Source organism: Niveispirillum sp. (assembly GCF_017996735.1).
Classification (GTDB): domain Bacteria; phylum Pseudomonadota; class Alphaproteobacteria; order Azospirillales; family Azospirillaceae; genus Niveispirillum.
Genome location: NZ_JAGOGJ010000123.1, coordinates 1 through 18,638, shown reverse-complemented (window position 1 = coordinate 18,638; position 18,638 = coordinate 1). Strand labels below are relative to the sequence as shown.

Annotated in this window: 18 protein-coding genes; 7 read left to right on the top strand and 11 right to left on the bottom strand. The window is 63.6% G+C overall.

The genetic code is table 11. The features are described from left to right. The 3 genes from KBA48_RS26150 to KBA48_RS26140 form a co-directional block, all read left to right on the top strand. A partial coding sequence (locus KBA48_RS26150) for a recombinase family protein (protein WP_292911628.1) occupies nt 1-1,330 on the top strand: 1,330 nt, incomplete at its 5' end. Next, nucleotides 1,330-2,226, top strand: a complete 897-nt coding sequence (locus tag KBA48_RS26145; protein WP_292911627.1) for a plasmid partitioning protein RepB C-terminal domain-containing protein — start codon at nt 1,330-1,332, stop codon at nt 2,224-2,226. The genes KBA48_RS26150 and KBA48_RS26145, both read left to right, overlap by 1 nt. Next, nucleotides 2,223-3,149 carry a plasmid partitioning protein RepB C-terminal domain-containing protein gene (locus KBA48_RS26140; RefSeq protein WP_292911626.1) on the top strand — a complete coding sequence of 309 codons (927 nt, stop codon included), beginning with the start codon at nt 2,223-2,225 and terminating at the stop codon, nt 3,147-3,149. The genes KBA48_RS26145 and KBA48_RS26140 overlap by 4 nt, the downstream gene beginning before the upstream one ends. Nucleotides 3,150-3,158: 9 nt before the next feature. Here the strand turns inward: KBA48_RS26140 and KBA48_RS26135 are convergent, their stop codons facing one another. From KBA48_RS26135 to KBA48_RS26115, 5 genes are all read right to left on the bottom strand, one after another. After that, nucleotides 3,159-3,605: a CopG family transcriptional regulator gene (locus KBA48_RS26135; protein WP_292911625.1), complete on the bottom strand. Its 447-nt coding sequence runs from the start codon at nt 3,603-3,605 to the stop codon at nt 3,159-3,161. A gap of 7 nt (nt 3,606-3,612) precedes the next feature. Further along, nucleotides 3,613-5,601, bottom strand: coding sequence for a conjugal transfer protein TraG (locus KBA48_RS26130; protein ID WP_292911624.1), 1,989 nt, complete (start codon nt 5,599-5,601; stop codon nt 3,613-3,615). Between the two features lie 110 nt (nt 5,602-5,711). Next, nucleotides 5,712-7,028 (bottom strand): type II toxin-antitoxin system HipA family toxin, encoded by a 1,317-nt coding sequence (locus KBA48_RS26125; RefSeq protein WP_292911623.1) that lies wholly within the window; start codon nt 7,026-7,028, stop codon nt 5,712-5,714. Further along, nucleotides 7,028-7,261, bottom strand: coding sequence for a helix-turn-helix domain-containing protein (locus KBA48_RS26120; protein WP_292911622.1), 234 nt, complete (start codon nt 7,259-7,261; stop codon nt 7,028-7,030). The genes KBA48_RS26125 and KBA48_RS26120 overlap by 1 nt, the downstream gene beginning before the upstream one ends. A gap of 154 nt (nt 7,262-7,415) precedes the next feature. Then, nucleotides 7,416-9,152, bottom strand: a complete 1,737-nt coding sequence (locus tag KBA48_RS26115) for a VirD2 family relaxase/mobilization nuclease (protein ID WP_292911621.1) — start codon at nt 9,150-9,152, stop codon at nt 7,416-7,418. A gap of 103 nt (nt 9,153-9,255) precedes the next feature. On the opposite strand from KBA48_RS26115, the gene KBA48_RS26110 reads away from it, so the two are divergent. Continuing rightward, entirely contained in the window at nt 9,256-10,119 is an 864-nt protein-coding gene (locus KBA48_RS26110; RefSeq protein ID WP_367273881.1) for a tyrosine-type recombinase/integrase, read from the top strand. A gap of 76 nt (nt 10,120-10,195) precedes the next feature. Here the strand turns inward: KBA48_RS26110 and KBA48_RS26105 are convergent, their stop codons facing one another. After that, a complete protein-coding gene (locus tag KBA48_RS26105; RefSeq protein WP_292911620.1) occupies nt 10,196-11,113 on the bottom strand; it encodes a nucleotidyl transferase AbiEii/AbiGii toxin family protein in 918 nt (305 codons plus the stop codon). Further along, the gene (locus tag KBA48_RS26100; protein WP_292911619.1) at nt 11,100-11,930 is read right to left on the bottom strand and encodes a type IV toxin-antitoxin system AbiEi family antitoxin domain-containing protein; all 831 of its coding nucleotides are present in this window, start codon (nt 11,928-11,930) and stop codon (nt 11,100-11,102) included. The genes KBA48_RS26105 and KBA48_RS26100 overlap by 14 nt, the downstream gene beginning before the upstream one ends. A gap of 385 nt (nt 11,931-12,315) precedes the next feature. Between KBA48_RS26100 and KBA48_RS26095 the strand changes: the two genes are divergently transcribed. Beyond that, nucleotides 12,316-14,079, top strand: a complete 1,764-nt coding sequence (locus KBA48_RS26095) for a hypothetical protein (protein ID WP_292911618.1) — start codon at nt 12,316-12,318, stop codon at nt 14,077-14,079. An 88-nt stretch (nt 14,080-14,167) separates the two neighbouring features. Here KBA48_RS26095 and KBA48_RS26090 read toward each other — a convergent pair whose 3' ends face one another. The 4 genes from KBA48_RS26090 to KBA48_RS26075 are packed head-to-tail and all read right to left on the bottom strand — an operon-like array spanning nt 14,168 to nt 16,969. Next, a complete protein-coding gene (locus KBA48_RS26090; protein ID WP_292911617.1) occupies nt 14,168-14,473 on the bottom strand; it encodes a hypothetical protein in 306 nt (101 codons plus the stop codon). Further along, entirely contained in the window at nt 14,470-15,177 is a 708-nt protein-coding gene (gene trbF / locus KBA48_RS26085) for a conjugal transfer protein TrbF (protein ID WP_292911616.1), read from the bottom strand. Before trbF ends, KBA48_RS26090 begins: the two co-directional genes overlap by 4 nt. Nucleotides 15,178-15,179: 2 nt before the next feature. Next, nucleotides 15,180-16,484 carry a P-type conjugative transfer protein TrbL gene (gene trbL / locus KBA48_RS26080; RefSeq protein WP_292911629.1) on the bottom strand — a complete coding sequence of 435 codons (1,305 nt, stop codon included), beginning with the start codon at nt 16,482-16,484 and terminating at the stop codon, nt 15,180-15,182. An 11-nt stretch (nt 16,485-16,495) separates the two neighbouring features. After that, nucleotides 16,496-16,969, bottom strand: coding sequence for a hypothetical protein (locus KBA48_RS26075; RefSeq protein ID WP_292911630.1), 474 nt, complete (start codon nt 16,967-16,969; stop codon nt 16,496-16,498). Between the two features lie 211 nt (nt 16,970-17,180). Between KBA48_RS26075 and KBA48_RS33100 the strand changes: the two genes are divergently transcribed. Further along, nucleotides 17,181-17,444: a hypothetical protein gene (locus KBA48_RS33100; RefSeq protein ID WP_367273880.1), complete on the top strand. Its 264-nt coding sequence runs from the start codon at nt 17,181-17,183 to the stop codon at nt 17,442-17,444. After that, nucleotides 17,441-18,638: thiamine pyrophosphate-dependent enzyme (locus tag KBA48_RS26065; protein WP_292911615.1), on the top strand; the 1,198-nt coding region annotated here is incomplete at its 3' end. The genes KBA48_RS33100 and KBA48_RS26065, both read left to right, overlap by 4 nt.

The window sequence follows — 18,638 nt, the reverse complement described above, 5'->3', positions numbered from 1 at the left end:
GAGTACGATCCCGACACCATCGATGAAATCCCGATGCAATACGCCCTCAGCCGCATCGCAAACCGCAGAAACGCTGCCGCTAAACGCCTCAAAAACAAAAAAGACGCGGGGAACAGCTGACGCTTACGTCCAGTATTGCGCCGAACCGTTTGAGAATGATGGCAGCCCGGTCTCCACCATCGTTAAAGGTGTCAAACGGGCCATGGCCGGAGAATACAGCCGGGAACTCTCGGTGAAGGTCTTCACCGGGCAGTGCCGTCTGATCGAGCTTGGCTTCCGGCAGGGTGGTGCTCCCGGCTTGGGATTGCGCCGCATGCTGGTTGACCAGGCTGGCGAGTCGAAGGGCGAGCTTCTCCGCGGCCAGCAGAAAAGCATTCAGACCGATCGTGTCCTGCTGACGCGGGGACCGGATGCGGAGGTGGACATCGTTCGGCGCATCTATGGTGCCTTTGTTGAGAGACAGCAATCCGAGCGGCAGATTGCGGACGATCTCAATGCCGAGGGCATCCTGACCGACCTGGAGCGGGCCTGGACGCGCGGTACCGTTCATCAGGTGCTGATCAATGAGAAATATGTGGGGAACAATGTCTGGAACCGGATTTCCTTTAAACTGAAGAAAAAGCGGGTTCGTAATGGACCAGATATGTGGATCCGGGCCGAAAATGTCTTCCCGGCCATCGTGGATCGCCCGCTATTCGACGCTGCCCAGGCGATTATCCAGATGCGGTCAGTGCGCCTGACGGACAAGGAAATGCTCGGCGCGTTGGAGGACCTGTTCAGCCGCGAGGGGACTTTGTCCGGCCTCATCATCGACGAAGCCGAAGGCCTGCCATCCAGCAGCGCCTACCGGTCCCGTTTCGGCAGCCTGCTGCGGGTCTATGAGTTGATCGGTTACAGGCCGCGCCGTGACTATCGTTACATCGAAATCAACCGGGCTCTCCGGCAACTTCACCCCGGTATCGTGCAGAACGTCGTTGACGGGCTTGAGAGATGCGGCTGCGTGCTACGACATGATGACGACCTGATCATGGTCAATGGCGAATTCTCACTGTCCGTGGTGATCTCGCGCTGCCGCCGGATGCCATCCGGAAGTCTGCGCTGGTGGCTGCGCTTCGATACTGGCCTCCAGCCGGATATTACCGTGGCCGTCCGGATGGATGCGGCGAACCAGGTTCCCATGGATTTCTATCTGCTGCCCGGCATCGATATCGCCAGGATGAAGCTGAAACTGGCGGAAGATAACGGGCTGGCCCTGGACGCCTATCGGTTCGACACCCTTAAGGTGCTCTACGATCTGGCGGCTCCCGTTCATCTCATGGAGGCAGCCTGATGTCAGCGTCACGCCGGCAGCGTATGGAGATGATCCCCATCGGTGACATCCATATCCTGAACCCCCGTGCCCGGAACAAGCGGCAGCATCGGGAAATCGTCGACAGCATCGACAATGTGGGGCTGAAACGGCCGATTACTGTCCGGCTCAAACCGGGAAGCAATCCAGCCCGCTATGAGCTTGTCTGTGGCGAAGGGCGACTTGAAGCTCTTCGCATGCTGGGCGAAGCCATGATCCCCGCCATCGTTATCGAGGCGCCGGAGACAGAATGCCTGGTGATGAGCCTCGTCGAAAATATCGCGCGCCGCCAGCACCGTCCGATCGACCTGATGCAGGAGATCGGGAGCCTCCACAAGCGGGGCTATTCAGATGTAGAAATCGGCAAGAAGATCGGGGTGACCGCGAGCTGGGCCAATATGGTGGTAAAGCTGTTCGAGCGCGGCGAGGAGCGGCTCATCGCCGCCGTCGAAAGCGGACTGATCCCCATCGCTTTGGCGGTAGACATCGCCCGGGCCGATTCCAGCGAGGTTCAGAATGTCCTGATGGACGCCTACGCGGCGGGAAAGATCAAAGGTAAGAAACTCGCAGCGATCCGGCGGATGCTGGACCAGCGGATGAAGCGCAGCAAGGAGATGCCCGACAGCGGTTTGGGCCGGAAAAACGGATCCCGGAGGCTGACAGCTGCCGACCTGATGCGGGTGTATCAGCGGGAAGCCGAGAGGCAGCGGCTCTTGGTCAAGAAATCGGATTATGCGCAGGCAAAGCTGCTTTTCATCGTGGAAGCGCTGAAGGATTTGCGTGGGGATGAGGCTTTCACAACCCTGCTCCGGGCCGAGGGCCTGTCCACGATGCCCCGTGCCCTGGCGACGCGGATATCGGGTGAGGCGACACGATGAGCCGGCCGGACCGCAAGCCGGGCGGCGTGAAACTGTCCTTCGAGCAGGAGGGAGTTGTCGTCCTCCTCACGCAGATCATCCCGTTGAAGATCTTGCGCGCAGGCATGAAGGAAAGTCGGAAATACGCCCAGATCCTTGGATCGATCCGTGCAATCGGTCTGGTGGAAGCACCGGTAATAACACCGGATCCCAAGCATCCGGGATCATACTTCCTGCTCGACGGGCATTTGCGGATCGAAGCATTGAAGGATCTTGGCATCGCCGAAGTGGAGTGTCTGATTTCCACCGATGACGAGGCCTATACCTACAACAAGCGCATCAACAGGCTCGCGGCCGTGCAGGAACACAGGATGATCACGCACGCCGTTGAGAAGGGGGTTCCTGAAAATCTGATCGCTGAAGCCCTGGGACTTGATGTCGCGACAATCCGCCGTCGGTTCAGGCTGCTCAATGGCATCTGCCCCGACGTGATCAATCTGTTGAAGGACACGACCTGCCCCCAGGCCGTTTTCGACATTCTGAGGCGGATGGCACCGATCCGGCAGGTAGAAGCAGCTGAACTGATGATCGGACAGAATAACTTTTCCCTGATGTTCGCGCGGGCGCTTCTGGTCGCAACACCGGAAAAGCAGATCGTTGATCCCAGAAGGAGGAAAAAGCCGGAAGCTGTCGGCATTACCGCCGAGCAGATTGCCCGCATGGAGCGGGAACTCGCCAGTCTGCAGAACCAGGTGAAGTCGGTGGAAGAAAGTTACGGAATAGACAATCTCCACCTGACCGTCGCCAAAGGGTATGTCGCCAAGCTCCTGGGAAATGCCCGAATTGTCCGCTGGCTGGCACAGAACCGGCAGGAATATCTGTCGGAGTTTCAGACTGTTGCAGAGATTGAAGCCATTGGCGGTATGGACGCGTTAGCTCAATAGGCAAACCAGTCAGTTCGCATTCCAGTCGCCCGACGTCAGGCCTTTGCCTGTCGAGCCATCGACTTCCTCGACAATCTCCTGCCTCAGCGCCGGCCCCTTCGCCAACCGGCGGCCCAGCGCATCAAGGAACGCATCATACCGCTCGGCACCCTTCGCCCGTGCCGCGGTCTGCGCCGGTTCCGGCAGGGCTGGCGTGCTGTTGAGCCAGAAGCGCACGAACAGGGCCAGCGTCTCGATGCCGATACCGACATCGCGCTCGACCCGTTGATGCCGGCGATCCAATTGGTCCAGCCGCCGGATGACAGCCGCTTCCTGCCGTTCGGCGGCGTCGGGCGACAGGAAGGAGGCGATGGCTGCCTCGGCGACCAGGGACAGGGACTGGTTGCGGCGGGCCGCATAGTCCGACAGCGTGCGCATGATGGCGGGGTCGAGATAGACGGACAGGCGGGCTTTCATCCGGGCCTCACAGATCGATGCCGTCATTCGGGTCCAGCGCCGCCTGCCGCGCGGTTCGCCGCATGGTCCGGGCCAGGGCACGGGAACGGCTGCTGTCTGCGTCCGCTTCCTCGTCACCATCGTCGAACTCGTTCACCGGCGGGGCGGTTGCCGGAACAATGTCCTCGTGCGGCTCAAGCCCTGCCTCCCGGCGCAGGCCACCGGTTGCCGGGTCCTCGTCGTGCAAGTCACCGGTATGGCCGACGGCGCTTCCCGCCCCCGGTCGCTGGATCGGCGGCAAACCGCTCCAATCGTCAGGTCGCGCCGGCCCCTCATCCGCCCCCGTTGCTGGCGGCGGTAGGACGCGCGCCGCCAGGCGCCGGTCCTCGTAGTACCGGACCTTGGCGGCCCGGATGGGCGGCGCGCCGGACACCATGACGATCTCCTCGCCGGAAGGCAGTTGCATCACCTCGCCCGGCGTCAGCAGCGGCCGCGCCGTCTCCGACCGCGAAACCATCAGATGGCCCAGCCATGGCGACAGCCGGTGCCCGGCATAGTTCTTCATGGCCCGCATCTCGGTGGCGGTGCCCAGCGCGTCCGACACCCGCTTGGCCGTGCGCTCGTCATTGGTCGCGAAGCTGACCCGGACATGGCAATTGTCCAGGATCGAGTTGTTGGCGCCGTAGGCCTTCTCGATCTGGTTCAGGCTCTGGGCGATCAGGAAGGATTTCAGCCCGTAGCCGGCCATGAAGGCCAGCGCGCTCTCGAAGAAATCCAGCCGTCCCAGGGCCGGGAACTCATCCAGCATCAGCAGCAGCCGGTGCCGGCGGTCACGGTCATGCAGGTCCTCGGTCAGGCGGCGGCCGATCTGGTTCAGCATCAGCCGGACCAGCGGCTTGGTCCGGCTGATATCCGATGGCGGCACGACGAGATAGAGCGTGGTCGGCCGTTCGTTGGCCACCAGGTCGGCGATACGCCAGTCGCAGCGGCTGGTGACCCGGGCCACAACGGGATCGCGATAGAGGCCCAGGAAGGACATGGCGGTCGACAGCACGCCCGAGCGCTCATTGTCCGACTTGTTCAGCAGTTCCCGTGCCGCCGAGGCCACCACCGGGTGGGGCCGCCCGTCCAGATGCAGCGTGGTCATCATCGCCCGCAGGGTGGCCTCGATGGGGCGCCCCGGGTCGGACAGCAGGTTGGCGACGCCGGAAAGGGTGCGGTCAGGGCCGGTATAGAGCACATGCAGGATCGCGCCGACCAGCAGGCTGTGGCTGGTCTTCTCCCAATGGTTCCGGCGCTCCAGCGAACCTTCCGGATCGACCAGCACGTCGGCGACATTCTGCACGTCACGCACCTCCTGTACGCCGCGGCGGATCTCCAGCAGCGGGTTGTAGGCGGCACCGTCCGGGTCGGTGGGATCGAAGCGCAGCACCCGGCCGAAGCGGGCGCGCCAGCCGGCGGTGCGTTCCCAGTTCTCGCCCTTAATGTCATGGACAATGGCGCTTCCGGGCCAAGCCAGCAGCGTCGGCACCACCAGCCCCACACCCTTGCCGGAGCGGGTCGGCGCGAAGCACAGCACATGCTCTGGCCCATCATGGCGCAGATAGTCGGCCTCGAACCGCCCCAGCATGACGCCATCAGCACCCAGCAGTCCGGCCGCCGCGATCTCCGGCCGGGTGGCCCAGCGGGCGGAGCCGTAGGTCGCGACGTTCCGGGCCTCCCGCGCCCGCCAGACCGACAGGGCGATGGCCGTGCCGATGGCAAGGAACCCACCCGAGAGAGCGATCAGCGCCCCTTCCATGAAGATCCGCGGTGCATAAGCGTCGTACCAGTACCACCACCAGAAGAAGGCCGGCGGCAGATAGAGCGGCATGCCGGCCAGATCGGTCCAGGGCAAGCCGAGCTGCGGCTGGAAGCCCAGGCGCCATGCGGTCCATTGCGTGGCGCCCCAGATGCAGGCCAGCACCTCGGCAAGGACGAGCAGAATCTGGCCCCAGAGGATGCGGGTTCCCGACATGGCTCCTTGCTCCGACTGTGCCGGACAAGGGAAAGGCCTGGAGCGTGGCCATGCCAAGGGGTGTCGGCCGAGCATCGCACCCTGGCGAATGCCGGCGAAGGATTACCGCCTCAGCTGGGCAGCAGCCAGCCCCCGCCCTTGAGGATGAAGGGCCGCGTATCGACGGCGATGGGCCGGCCCAGGATGTCGCCCAGCAGTTGCACGCGGTCGCCGATACAGCTGAGGATCGTGCTGTAGGGTGGGGCGTGGTTGAAAGGCGCCTCGTCGCACAGGGCCCGGGCCTGGGCCAGGATGCGGCTGGCCATGGCGTGCGCGTCATCCAGGAAGGCCTTGCGGGCGGCGCGCCCCGGCGGCGCCAGACGGGCCAGATTGTCCGCCGTCAGCTCGGCCGCCCGGCGGGCGTCGCCATAGGCCATGGCGAAATCCTCCTTCAGGTCCGGATAGAGCCGGGTGCAGACGATGTCATAGGCCGGGGCCAGGATGGGGGCGCTCCCAGGCTGGTCATAGAGCAGGCTGGTGTTCTTGCCATGGGCATCGGCATTGCCGACCAGGAAATTGAACAGGGCCCGCCGCCGGAATTCCCGAAGGGCAAGGATGGGCGCCCGCACCGTCTGCAACAGCGCCAGGCAGTCGGCGAAGCCCGGCCCGATCCGGGCGCCGCTGTCATCGTCGAACTCGTATTTGCGTTCCGGCGGATAACCCAGGGCCTGGCAGACATCCTCCTGGTGCAACTCCGTGACCAGGGTCCCTTCCACGATCCGGTCATAGCGTTCGACCAGCAGGCATTCCCGGCCACCGAAGGCCACGATGCGGGCCGCCGCCACGTCCAGGCCGGCGCGGGCGGCCAGTGCCATGCAGAAGGCCTCGTTGCGGACGAGGTCATGATATTCCGGCCGATCCGACGACTTGACGATATGGGTGGAGGGCGAGCCGCCCAGGGGCCGATGGAACCGGCCCCCGAAGAGGGCGACAGCCGACTTCACCTGGGCGCCGGCCAGCGACAGCCGCACGCGCCGGTCGGCCGAGAAGTTGGGCGAGCCTTGCAGCTCCTCGCCCAGATTGGCCAGTTGTTCATCGCTGAACGGCTCATAGTCGCTGGGGATGGCCGGCGGCGATCCGGGCGGCAGCAGGCGAACGGCGCCGGCGCATTCACCGCCATAGGCCGCCAGCAGCCGGAATGTCTCATAGACCTGCAATCCCTTGCGCGCGGCGGCCTTGGTCAGTGCCGGCCCTTCCGGTAGCAGGCCCGCAAAGAACGGCCGGCAGGCGGCGTCATCATAGGGCTCCGGGCGCACCGGCAGCCGGTAGGACAAGGGTGGGGCATCCGGCCGGTAATGGAAGGCGAGCCTGCCTTGCGGGTCGGCGGACAGGGTGCCAACCGGCAGGGCTCCGAGATAGACGTGGAGGATTTCGGCTGTATCCGCCATCACCGCACCCTGCCCTGGAGGTCGATGCCCAGCGCCGCCAACAGTTGCAGCGCCTTGCCGATCTCGGCGGTTTCCTTGCCGTTCTCGATGCCGTTGACGAAGGCCAGGCTGAGACCGGTCAGCTCCGAAAGCTGCTTCTGGGTCAGGGCCAACTCCTTGCGCCGGCTGCGGATGAGCGCGCCGACCGCAGCGGTATTGTGCAACAGCACGTCTGTCTGGTTGCGCTTGAGCATGGCCATGACTCCAATATTCTGCGTACACAGAATATTGGACCGGCTTCGGCGGAACACAAGCAATAATTCTGCGTACGCAGAATATGTCCACTCTTTCGTGGGAGCGCACCTATTTATTCTGCGTACGCTGAATAAATAGGTGGATACGCCTGGATCATATCCCCAGGCCCCGCTTGCGTCCGAGGGCCCAGTCCACCCCGCCGTCGGTGCGGACGATGCCGGTAACATGGCGGCTGAGCTGCTTCTCCAGCGACGGCACCCACGGCACCAGGCTGAAGCCCAGCCCGTCATCGATCATGGCAAAGCGGCCGGAGGCGAGGTCCAGCCGCTGGCGGTAGATGCCGGCCAAACCGTCACCGACAATGGGTTCGGACCGGGACAGGCCGGTCCCGGCGGCGAGGCGGGCGCCAGTGCGTTCCAGGTCCTGCCGGCGCAACCTGTCCAGCAGGCCGCGCGCATAGAGGACCCGGTCGCCCTCCCGTCGCGCCAGTCCCGCAGCCAGCAGATGGTCGGTACGGGCCGCCAGTGCGTTCTTAACCTCCGCCCCGAAGCCGCCACTGCCCAGGGCCGGCGGATCGCGAGCCAGCAGCTGCCGGTCAAGCCAGGTGGCGCCGTCGGCCGTCACCTGCCCGGCAATGTCCAGGTCAGACCGCACGGACAGAGTCACGCGCCGCCGGCCCTGGCCATCCTCATAGCGGCGCAGCTCGACGATGGAGCCGGCCGGGCTGTCACCGGCGGCGTCCAGGTCGGCCAGGCGGACATGGTGGGTGCGACCGTCGACACCGTCGATGACGGCGAAGGCCGACCCGCGCAGTTCGTCGTCCAACCCGCGCGCCACCAGCCGGCCGATGACGGGATCGGCCAGGGCCTCGCCCGCCAGCACATAGCTGGCTGCCGCCCGCTCGATGCCGCCAGCAGCCAGTCCCTGATGGATGCGCTTGATGATGTCGCCGCGCTCGCCCAGTTCGCGCAGGGTCGCCTCGGCCGTGGGCGACAGAGTCCATTGCCCCTGTGCTAATTGCCGGGCCAGCCCCAGCCCTTCCAGCTTGCGCAGCCGGCCGATCTTCAGGGGCAGGAAGTCATCGGGCCTCTCGCCCGGCACGGGTGCCGTGTCGATGACGCCCTGGCTGTCCATCTGCCGGGCCAGCGCCCGGTCCAGCCGGGTCCAGCGCTCGGCCTCGACCTGCCGTTCCAGGGTCTGGCGGATATCCAGGTCGGTGCACGGCCCCAGTTCCTGCGTCACCAGGTCCTGGGCGCGGGCGCGCAGGCCGGTGGCAATATAGTCGCGGGCGATGATCAGGTCGCGGCCATCATCGCCTTTGCCCCGGACCAGGATGTGCAGATGCGGATGGGCCGTATTCCAATGGTCGACGGCTACCCAGTCCAGCCGCGTGCCCAGGTCGGCCTGCATCTGCTCCATCAACTCACGCCCGAAGCGGCGCAGGTCCGCCAGGTCGGCGGCATCGTCGGGCGAGACGATGAAGCGGAAATGGTGCCGGTCCTCCTCGCAGCGCCGGGCGAAGGCGGCATGGTCGGCCGCGTCGGTATCGGCCCCGAACATCCTGGCCTTCTCCCCGTCGCGGGTGACGCCCTCCCGGCGCAGATAGGAGAGATGGGTGGCAAGGCTGGCGCCCCTGGCCGCCATGCGCACCACCCGCGCCTTGACCACGACCTCGCGCGAGCGGGTGGAGAGCAGATGGTTGGCGCGGATGCTGGCGCTGCGGCCCCGCCCGAAGCGGCTGGCGCGCGGTGCCGTGACGCGGCCGCGCGTGACCTGGCCGCCGGCCCTCTGCGCCGCCGCCAGAGCCTGGGCCACGAAGGGCCGGGCCCGCTGCTCGCCCCGCGAGCGGATGCGGCCGGGCCGGAGCTGGAAATCCTCGTCGTGCGCCATGGGACCTCCCGCGAGGTGTAAGAAAGGGCGGAAATCCGCCCGTTGTCCGGGGCCGGCACGGTGCCGGATCGACGCGCACCGTGCAGAAACCAGACTTAACCCCTTGAAAAACAACCACCCGACCGCGCGGCACCTCGCCGCCTTTTATCCTGCCATCAGGTTCGGGGTGCCGGATTTCCCCTGGCCCATTCAGGCTGCGATTGATCCCGATGGCAACCGGACCCTGGGGGTATTATCGAAAATGTTCAATCTGGCCGAGGTCTGGGGGCTGCGGCCGGATGGCAGCAATCCGTGCCTGCATGTAAAGAAGTATCGTGAGGAGAAGCGCGAACGGTTCCTGGGTGCCGATGAATATGCCTCCCTGGGCCGGACATTGGCCGAGGTCGAGACGGATGGATCGGAACCCCCAGCCGTAACCGCCGCCGTCCGATTGCTGATGCTGACGGATTGCCGCCTGGGCGAAGTCATGACCTTGAAATGGTCCTATGTGGATTGGCAGGCGCGGGCATTGCGTTTACCGGATTCCAAAACGGGTGCGAAGGTTGTGCATTTCGGGGAAGCCGTGGCCGCCGTCCTGCGGTCAATCCCCCGGCTGACGGACAATCCCTGGGTCATCACCGGCACGAAGGAAGGTTCCCGGCTGACCGACTTGCAGCCGCCCTGGCGCCGCATCCGCAAGAAGGCCGGGCTGGATGATGTCCGCATCCATGACCTGCGGCACTCGTTCGCCAGCGGCGCCCTGTTCCTGGGAGAAGGGCTGCCGATGATCGGGAAGCTTCTCGGACATACCCAGGTACAGACCACGGCTCGCTACGCCCATCTGGCCGCCGATCCCGTCAAGAATGCCATGGAGAAGGTCTCGGATTTTATTGCCAAGCAGGCGACGATCAGTACAAAGCGGCGGCGCAATCACAAATACACGGTCCAGCCCTTGGGATCCTGGGCAAGCGCGAAATCAGCACCGTAGAGGTAGGGCGCCCCCTCCCCTTTCGTCCTTCATAACTGCTTCTGCATCTCAGGCGGGGGCTATGGGGGTATTATGGTCAGGATGACAGCGCTACACCCAGCTGATCGACAAGACGTGCCCGGACAGTCTTGGCAAGTTTGTCCAGGTTCAACTGCTTCCATCGCACGGCTGGCAGGTTCGCAGCTTCGGGAAGCCCGACGAGGCTCCAATCCGGCGCACCGCGCTTGAACCGTAACAGGAAATCTCGATGCGCGGCCGGCATCCCGCCGATGATCGTAGCAATCAGCGCCTCCCGCGCCGCCGCCAAGTCCTCAAGAGCGACGGGCTCCGTCGTCATGCCCTCGAAACCCTGCGCGAACTCCTGGGCCAGGTCCTTGCGACGGGGTGCCACCAGTTCAAATATCAGCCGGTCATGGCTGACCAGATAGACGATAAAGGCGCGGCGCAGTTCATCATGGATGCCCTCGTTGGCCAGCAGGTCCTTGATGTCGAACAAATCCCGCGGATGTTGCCGATCGAGTGCCGCCACGATCTTTCCGGCATAGAGATCGGCGAACGAGACGACCTGCATTTCGGCAAAGCCGAACGCCTCCTCCGCCGCAGCCGACACGGAGCGCAATTCCGGGGCGAAGACGCAGCCGCGCAGGACGGGCGTCACCTCGATCTTGATCTGGGCGTCCCCTCGCTGCACGGTCAGCTTCGTGACAACCAGCTCGCGCGCGTTCAGGACTTCGGTGACGTGCGCACCGCGCAGTCCCTTGCGGATGGCAGCGGCGATCCGCCTCATGCCGGCATCGATCGCAGACAGGGATTCAGGACGCCCGGCCACCGGCAGGTAGGTCAGGTCGATGTCGACTGACAAGCGGGGCATGTCGCGGACGAACAGGTTGATCGCCGTGCCGCCCTTCAGCGCGAAATCCTCTTCCGCCGCGACGAACGGCATCACGGCGATCAGGAGTGCGACCTGCGCCCGGTAGCGATCAGACAGGGGCACCAAGATCCTCCGGCACGGTTATCAGATATTTCGGATCAAGCCGGCCACCCTTGACCAGCATGCGCTTGCCGCTGCCGAGTGATATACGGTCGCGGTCGATCCGGCTGAGCCAGCGATGGCCATGTCGTTCGGCAAACCAGAAGAACAGCCGCTTGGCCTTCACGCTGCGGCAATCTTCCAGCAGCTTCTGGAGACGGGTTGGGCTGAGCGTGCGCAGCCCCTCCGCGATCACATCGACATTGTGGAATGTCTCGCGTTTCGGCAGTTCATCCAGCATTTCTAGAAAGGCCCGTTCAGGTGTGGAAACCAGCAGAGGCCATTGCGCGTTCATGGATAGCGGGCGCACATGATCCCCGGTTCGCTCATCGTCATCGCCACCTGCCAAGCAGAGCGGACACTCCGCAGCAGTCGCTGCACTGAACAGGGTCTGGGCCTTGTGGAAGATGAAGCGCTCCTTGAAAGGCAGTTTCGCAAGCCAGCCTGGAGGGGGTTCGTCACCATAGAGGTGGATGCTCGCCGGCCCGCTGGCGGAGACGTAGTGACCAAACCCTTGCAGTTCAAGCGCGGTCCGGCCGCCCACGATCAATGGATATTTCATCAGTGCTTGCAACGAGATGACGGCTCTTTCCCAGGTCAGCTCGCCAAGTGGTCGCTTGTAGGTCCCACGAACCGGCTGCACCAGCCAGCCGGCTGCGACATACTGGCTGCGGAGGCTGGTCGAATAGCTATGCCGCTCCATCCAGGCTGCATCCACCAGCAGCCCGTCAGGAAGCGTCCGTTCCAAGAAGTTTAGCTTTCCAACATTTTGCTCAGTCATACTTGGTAAAATAGCATGTTTTCGAACCAGGTCACAAGGTTTGAAATTTTCTCAATTTACAGAGCGCCACTTAGTGATTTTCATCTATCGTAAACTCACAACGCTGCCATGGGGTGACGCGGCTTGATCCATCCAAGGCCGCACGTCGATTGCATGGATAGATTGCCTACGCTACCTACGATCCGAAATTCCATCCTTCGAGTTGAAGTATATAGTCGTTTCTGACGCATGACCGAGGTATGGTCCACTGCGTTGCGTTCGGTGGTCAAGAACCTATGCTTTTTGAGCATAATGGTCGGGGGGAAGCGGCTTGTCAGAACCGGCATATACAGCGGCTTGGGTAAAGTTTCTGCGGAACTACGGACCGATTCCAACAAACGACAACATGTATGACGAGTCGATTCAACGCGCACTGAAACGGCACAAGATCAAACCGATCGTCTTATCCGCGCAGTTCCTGGACACGTTGCTATCCTCCTTCCGCAGTGAGCGACCCATTTCCCAGATAATCACAGGGACTGCAGGCGATGGAAAAACCTATCATTGCAGGGAAGTGTGGAAAGGGCTCGGTGGAGACGAAGCAACCTGGAATCGGGGGGCCAAGATCCAAAACATAATGGTGGGCACCCGCACGCTCGTCATCGTCAAAGACCTTAGCGAACTAAAGGATGACGAAAGCGCCGAGTTGATCGAGGCGGTCGCCCGTGACGTCGTCGATCCCGACGCTTCCAGGGTTTATTTGCTGGCCGCCAACCACGGGCAGTTGCTCGAAAAGCTTAAGACCGCGCCAGACACAAGTAATGTCAGACGCCTCGCACGCGTAGTCGAGGACCTGCTTGTGACGGGCACCAGTGATGATGAGGGCGTCTTCCTCAGCCTAAGCGACCTGAGTCGCGCACCCGCGGCTCACATGACCGTTGAGATCATCGACGCGATCACTAGGCATGAGGGATGGGCGGGATGTGACGGTTGTCCTGCGGCAAGTGAGGGCGGCGTCTGTCCCATACTCGAGAATCGGCGGCGCCTGATCGGTGACGGCGCAGAGGACCCGTTTCGCCGCCGCCTTACGGCGCTAATCGAGCTCAGTGAGCGCAATGGCGGGCATTTTCCGGTGCGCCAACTGCTCGCGCTGATTTCCAATAGCCTCCTCGGTCATCCAGAGGCGCGGGACGGGCTCATGTCTTGCAATGAGGTGCCGGCCATCCAAAAGAGCGGCCGCAGCGACCAAGCAAGCGTCTATCGAAACATATTCGGGGAAAATCTGAAGCCCAGTAGGGCCGAAAAGACTGAGTTGTTCAAGAAACTCAATATGTTCGGTATCGGCTCAGAAACAAGCAATCGGGTCGACAACCTGCTCGTCTATGGTGCGGATGATCCGGCCTACAAGGAGGCCTACGAGCAACTAGTGCTGTGCGACCCGATGTACGGCGCGACACCTTTCTACACCCAAGTTCAGCGCGCCTATCTAGAAGGCGGCGAGGGCGCCGACCGCGTGCAGTTCCTGACCGCGCTGAAGTCCCAAAGGCAGCGGTTGTTCTTCACGATGCCGGAAGATCAGGTCGGCGCCTACGACCTTTGGGACCTGACCGTTTTTCGCTATGCTGGCCTTTACCTCGACGTGGCAGCCAAGCTTCGGGCGGCACAGCCGCTCCCGCGTGGTGCTCTCGCGATGATCGTCAGGGGTCTCAACCGGGTCTTCACCGGCATGCTGGTTCAGAACCAAGACGAACTCGTCCTCGCCACCTCGGGAAGCTATTCGCAGTCCAAGCGCAGCCCACTACTTGATGAGTTGATATCGGTGCCGCGCCATGGCGGGGAGGATGTCACTCTCGTCCTAAATCCGAAGGGCGGTTTTGATATCGCGGTGCGTCTGTATCGCTCGACGACGACTGTGCCGGTCAGCCTCGAGCTGTCACCCACTAGGTTCGAGTTTTTGGGCCGCGTCGCGGAAGGTGCCCTGCCTAGCAGCTTCTCCCTTGAGTGCCACGAAGATCTGCTGGCGTTCAAAGCGCGCCTATTGCGAGAGACTGAAAATCGTCGTCGGATGGACGGCGATGAACAGGGCGCCGCAGGCGAGTTGGTTTTGCGCTTTATCGAATTGAACAATGACGGCCGCGCGACTCCGCGGCGCGTAATGGTGAGGGCGTGACAATGGAGATTCTCGACCGTCCCGCCCAATTTGAAGACCGGAACGGGCCGACGATGTGGGTCGACGAGGCTATCTGGGGCCATCGTCTTCACGACGAGCAGTCGCCTTGGCTGGGCTCCAAGGTGGCCGCCTTATTCGCCTCGGTGACACGCTGGGTCGGGGGGCGATTGTCGGGTGTCACAACAGTCGGCGCGGATGGCAATGGCTGCAACTGACCGGGCAACGGCAAAGGAACGGGCTTCTCAACGATTTGGACAGGCATGGAAGCCTCGGGTTCAACCGCCGCAGCCTGGAAATCGCTGCTGTCATAGGCAATGACGGGCGGTTTCTTGGGTTGGCCCGCGCAGGCGGAGAGTATCCCGGCCATCAGGACCGGCAGGATCAGCTTGGTCATGGCGTGTTCCTCGGGGATGGTTGGGCATCGAACTCCCGCGACCAGTCGATGGCGGTGATGGTGACGCCCAAGGGATTGCGGGCCAGGGCTTCCGGCGTGCTGGGGGGCCGCAGGTTGACAGTCAGGATCGAAGTCCAGCGGTCAGTGCGGACCAGGCTGCCGCGCTCAAAATGCTGCTCGGTCCATTTGACCTGGAAAGATTGGTCGGAGGCGCGAACGATGCTGGTCACTTGCACCGTGACGCTGTTGGTGCCAATCCGGCTGAAGGGATCGTTGAGCTTGGCATGTTCGTTGAGGAAGAGGGCGGCACGGTCGGCCACGAAATTATAGGCCGACAGCCAGTTCTGCCGCACCAGCACGGGATCGGTGGAGAGCGACCGCACATTGCTGATGAAAAGCCCCAGGTAATAGGCGACCTGGACATCGGTGGGCTGATAAGCGCTGGTTGCCGGTGCCACGGCACGGGCCTCGCCCAGCCGATCGATCTCCACCACATAGGGGATGATGCGGCTTTGGCCCGATTGCCAGGCGACGATGCCCGCCAGCCCGATGCCCAGCCCCAGACTGCCGAAAGCCATCAGCCGCCAGTTCCGGGCCTGAACACGGGCGCTGCCAATCCGTTCATCCCAGAGCTGGGCAGCCTTCTGGTAGGGCGTCACGGGGTCCGGCGTGGTGCCGTAACGTTGCAGGGTGCGTTTGAACATGGTCAATCATCCTTCTGATCGAGGGACGGAGCAGCACTGCCGCCCGACCGGTCCCCATCCTTGATGGCTTGTTCGGTGCTATGGCGACGGGCGCGTGCGGCCTGTTCCGCCCGCAGCTTGCGAGCCCATGCGGGGGCGTTGTCGGAGGAGGCTGGCGATGCGGCACCTGCTCCCTCCCCGTCCGTCTCAGGCGTGGGGTTCGTGGACTGGCGACCGGACTGATAGGCGTCGCGCAGCGGTTCGGTCATGCGGTGGCCGGCATCCTTGGCCTTGCGCACGGTGGCCTCTCCGGCGGTACGGACCACACCGCCCATGCCCGACTGTCCAGCGGCCTGGGCGGATTGATAGGCTCCTGTGGCAGCACCGCCCAAGCTGGCCCCCGCACGCATGGCGGAGAGACCGGCACCACCGGCCAGTCGGGCACCGGCGACAGCGGCACCACCCGCCAGCAAAACCGTTCCGGCGGCTGCCCCAGCGGTCCCAAGTGCAGCACCCGCCCCCAGCTGTGGTGCGCCGGACACCAGCCCAGCGGCGATGCCGGGACCGAAGATGCCAAGCCCCAGCAGCGCCAGGGATGCCAGCACCATCGTCATGGCATCCTCAATCGACGGCGTCCTGCCCGATAGCGCCTCGGTGAATTCCCGGAAAAAGCTGGAGCCGATACCAACAATCACGGCAAGGACCATTATCTTGATGCCGGAGGAAATGACATGGCCCAGCACCCGCTCGGCCAGGAAGGCCGTCTTGCTCCATAGAGCAAAGGGAACCAGCACAAACCCGGCCAGCGAGGTGAGCTTGAATTCCACCAGGGTGATAAAGAGCTGAACCGCCAGGATAAAAAACGCGATCACTACAAAGAACCAGGCCAACACCAGAATGGTGAGATGCAGCGCGTTTCCAAAAATCTTCGGAAACCCGATCATGGTCTCCGCCTGCTTGAGCAGCGGATGGGCCGCCTCAAACCCTACGGCGGCTAGTTGCCCCGGATGCAGCAGGTCGCTAGCCGACAGCCCGGAGTTCCCCGCCCGCAACCCAAGCTGCGCAAAGGAGCTGTAAACAGCCTCCGACAGGGCCTGGAAATTGCCCAGAACCAGCGCAAAGAAGCCGACATAGAGCACCTTGCGGATCAGGCGCGGCATCACGTCGTGATGGCCGTCCATGGCCCAGAACAATCCCGCCAGCACCATGTCGATGGTGATCAGGGTCGCTGTCAGATAGGCGACATCGCCCGACAGCAGCCCGAAGCCGCTGTCGATGTAGCGGATGAAGGTTTCCGTAAAACGGTCGATGATACCGAGGTCGCCCATGATGGTTCCCCTCAGCGGGTGTAAGCGCGACCATCGCCCAGGAACTGCCGGGTGCGTTCCCGCGCCATAGCATTGGCCTCGGCAATGGCGGCCTGGGTTTCGGCATCGGCGCGGTACTGAGCGGCCATCAGGCTTTGCAGCTGCATCTGCTGCTTGATGGACAGGGCCAAAAGCTGGTTGCCCGCCTGCTGGGCCTGCAAGCTGCCGTCGGCCCCCTGGCTGCGATTGACCAGATCGGCCAGCAAGGGCGCATCGGCCTGGATCGCCGTGACGATGCCCGACTGAACCCGCATGGTCTGCTGATAGGCGGCCCTGGCGCTGCGCCACTGAATGTCGGCCTGCTGGTCCAGGCTGGCGGCATCGGCATCGCGGTAAGTACCGGGATAGGTACGCTGCCATCTGCCCCAGCGTGTGGTGGCGGCCGCCCATGGCCAGGGTGACGGCTCGGGCGGAATTGCCCTTGTCGAAGATATAGACCTGGGCACCGGGATAGCGGCGGAACTGCAAGGCCATCAGAGCCAGCAGCACCGATTTGCCCGCCCCGGTCGGTCCCACAACCAGCATATGCCCGACATCGCCGACATGGGTGGAAAAGCGGAACGGGGTGGCCCCGCTGGTCTCCGCCTGGAACAGCGGCGGACCATTCAGATGCCCATTGCGAGCGGGCCCTGCCCAGGTTGCCGACAGCGGCATCAGATGGACAAGGTTCAGACTGTGAACCAGCGGTTGGCGGACATTGGCATAGACATGGCCGGGCAGACTGCCCAACCAGGCCTCTACGGCATTGATCCGCTCGGGGATGACAGTAAAACCCAGCCCCGTCAGCACCCGTTCGACAGCGGCCAGTTTATCGTCCGCGGCCTGCGGGTCATTGTCCCAAACGGTGACGGTGTTGGTCAGGTGGCGCCACTCACGCATCGATTGCGCTCCATACGGCGCAACAGGATTCAACGCCAGTGATCCTCTTCGTCGGCCAGGTGGGACGCGACCAGATCGGCCGGGAAGCGTTCCAGGAGATGGATTACCACAAGCTCTTCACCGGAACGGCAAAGTGGGTGACCGAGGTCGTCGATCCCGGCCGGCTGCCCGAGTTGATCGGGCGGGCCTTCCATACCGCCGTCAACGGACGCCCAGGCCCGGTTGTCGTCTCGCTGCCGGAAGACATGCAGAACGAGTTCTGCGCGGTGCCGACCCCGGCGCATTATCAGCTCGCCGGCGCCGCGCCGACGGCCCAGGCTCTCGATGCCTTGCGCAAGATGCTCGCCGTGGCCGAGCGGCCGCTGCTGATCCTGGGCGGCGGCGGCTGGTCGAGCCAGGCCGTGGCCGGGATCAAGGCTTTCGCCGAAGCTGCCTCATTGCCGGTCGCCACCGGTTTCCGCCGCCAGGACCTGTTCGACAATACCCATCCCCACTATGTCGGCGATCTTGGCATCGCCACTAATCCGGCCCTGATCGAGATGGTCCGTAACGCGGACCTGCTGCTGGCGGTGGGCGAGCGGCTGGGCGACATCACCTCGCTCGGCTATACGCTGCTCAATCTGCCGCGCACCTGCCAGAAGCTTGTCCAGGTCAATGCCGGTGCGGAAACACTCGGATCGCTCTATGAGGGCGACCTGCTGATCAATGCGACGATGCGCGATTTCGCCCAGGCGGTCGCCGGCGAAGCCATCCCGGCTCCGGCAGGGCGGTCGGAATGGGTGGCCACAGGACGCCGCAGTTACGAGCTTTTCTCCATTCCGCCCAAAAGCCATCCGAAGATCGATGTCGCATCGATCATCAGCGCGCTCAGCGAACGGCTGCCCGCCAATGCCGTCATCAGCAACGGCGCCGGCCTCTATACCGCCTTCGTGCACCGGTTCTACCAGTTCCGCGACTATGGCAGCCAATTGGCCCCCACGAGCGGCGCCATGGGCTACGGGCTTCCGGCGGCGATCGCGGCCAAGGTCGTGTTCCCGTACCGGCCGGCCGTCTGCTTCGCCGGGGACGGCTGCTTCATGATGGCGTCGCAGGAACTGGCGACAGCCGTCATGCATGAACTTCCCATCATCGTGATCGTCATCGACAATTCGTCCTATGGGTCGATCCGCCATCACCAGGAAAAATATTTCCCTGGCCGCGTGACCGCGACCGATCTGGTCCGCCCTGATTTCGTGG

Bases quoted from the DNA above. Each gene is read 5' to 3' on its own strand.
- KBA48_RS26145 (WP_292911627.1), top strand. From the start codon at position 1,330: ATGTCAGCGTCACGCCGGCAGCGTATGGAGATGATCCCCATCGGTGAC.
- KBA48_RS26140 (WP_292911626.1), top strand. From the start codon at position 2,223: ATGAGCCGGCCGGACCGCAAGCCGGGCGGCGTGAAACTGTCCTTCGAG.
- KBA48_RS26135 (WP_292911625.1), bottom strand. From the start codon at position 3,605: ATGAAAGCCCGCCTGTCCGTCTATCTCGACCCCGCCATCATGCGCACG.
- KBA48_RS26130 (WP_292911624.1), bottom strand. From the start codon at position 5,601: ATGTCGGGAACCCGCATCCTCTGGGGCCAGATTCTGCTCGTCCTTGCC.
- KBA48_RS26125 (WP_292911623.1), bottom strand. From the start codon at position 7,028: ATGGCGGATACAGCCGAAATCCTCCACGTCTATCTCGGAGCCCTGCCG.
- KBA48_RS26120 (WP_292911622.1), bottom strand. From the start codon at position 7,261: ATGCTCAAGCGCAACCAGACAGACGTGCTGTTGCACAATACCGCTGCG.
- KBA48_RS26115 (WP_292911621.1), bottom strand. From the start codon at position 9,152: ATGGCGCACGACGAGGATTTCCAGCTCCGGCCCGGCCGCATCCGCTCG.
- KBA48_RS26100 (WP_292911619.1), bottom strand. From the start codon at position 11,930: ATGACTGAGCAAAATGTTGGAAAGCTAAACTTCTTGGAACGGACGCTT.
- KBA48_RS26095 (WP_292911618.1), top strand. From the start codon at position 12,316: ATGTATGACGAGTCGATTCAACGCGCACTGAAACGGCACAAGATCAAA.
- KBA48_RS26090 (WP_292911617.1), bottom strand. From the start codon at position 14,473: ATGACCAAGCTGATCCTGCCGGTCCTGATGGCCGGGATACTCTCCGCC.
- trbF (WP_292911616.1), bottom strand. From the start codon at position 15,177: ATGTTCAAACGCACCCTGCAACGTTACGGCACCACGCCGGACCCCGTG.
- trbL (WP_292911629.1), bottom strand. From the start codon at position 16,484: ATGGGCGACCTCGGTATCATCGACCGTTTTACGGAAACCTTCATCCGC.
- KBA48_RS33100 (WP_367273880.1), top strand. From the start codon at position 17,181: ATGGACAAGGTTCAGACTGTGAACCAGCGGTTGGCGGACATTGGCATA.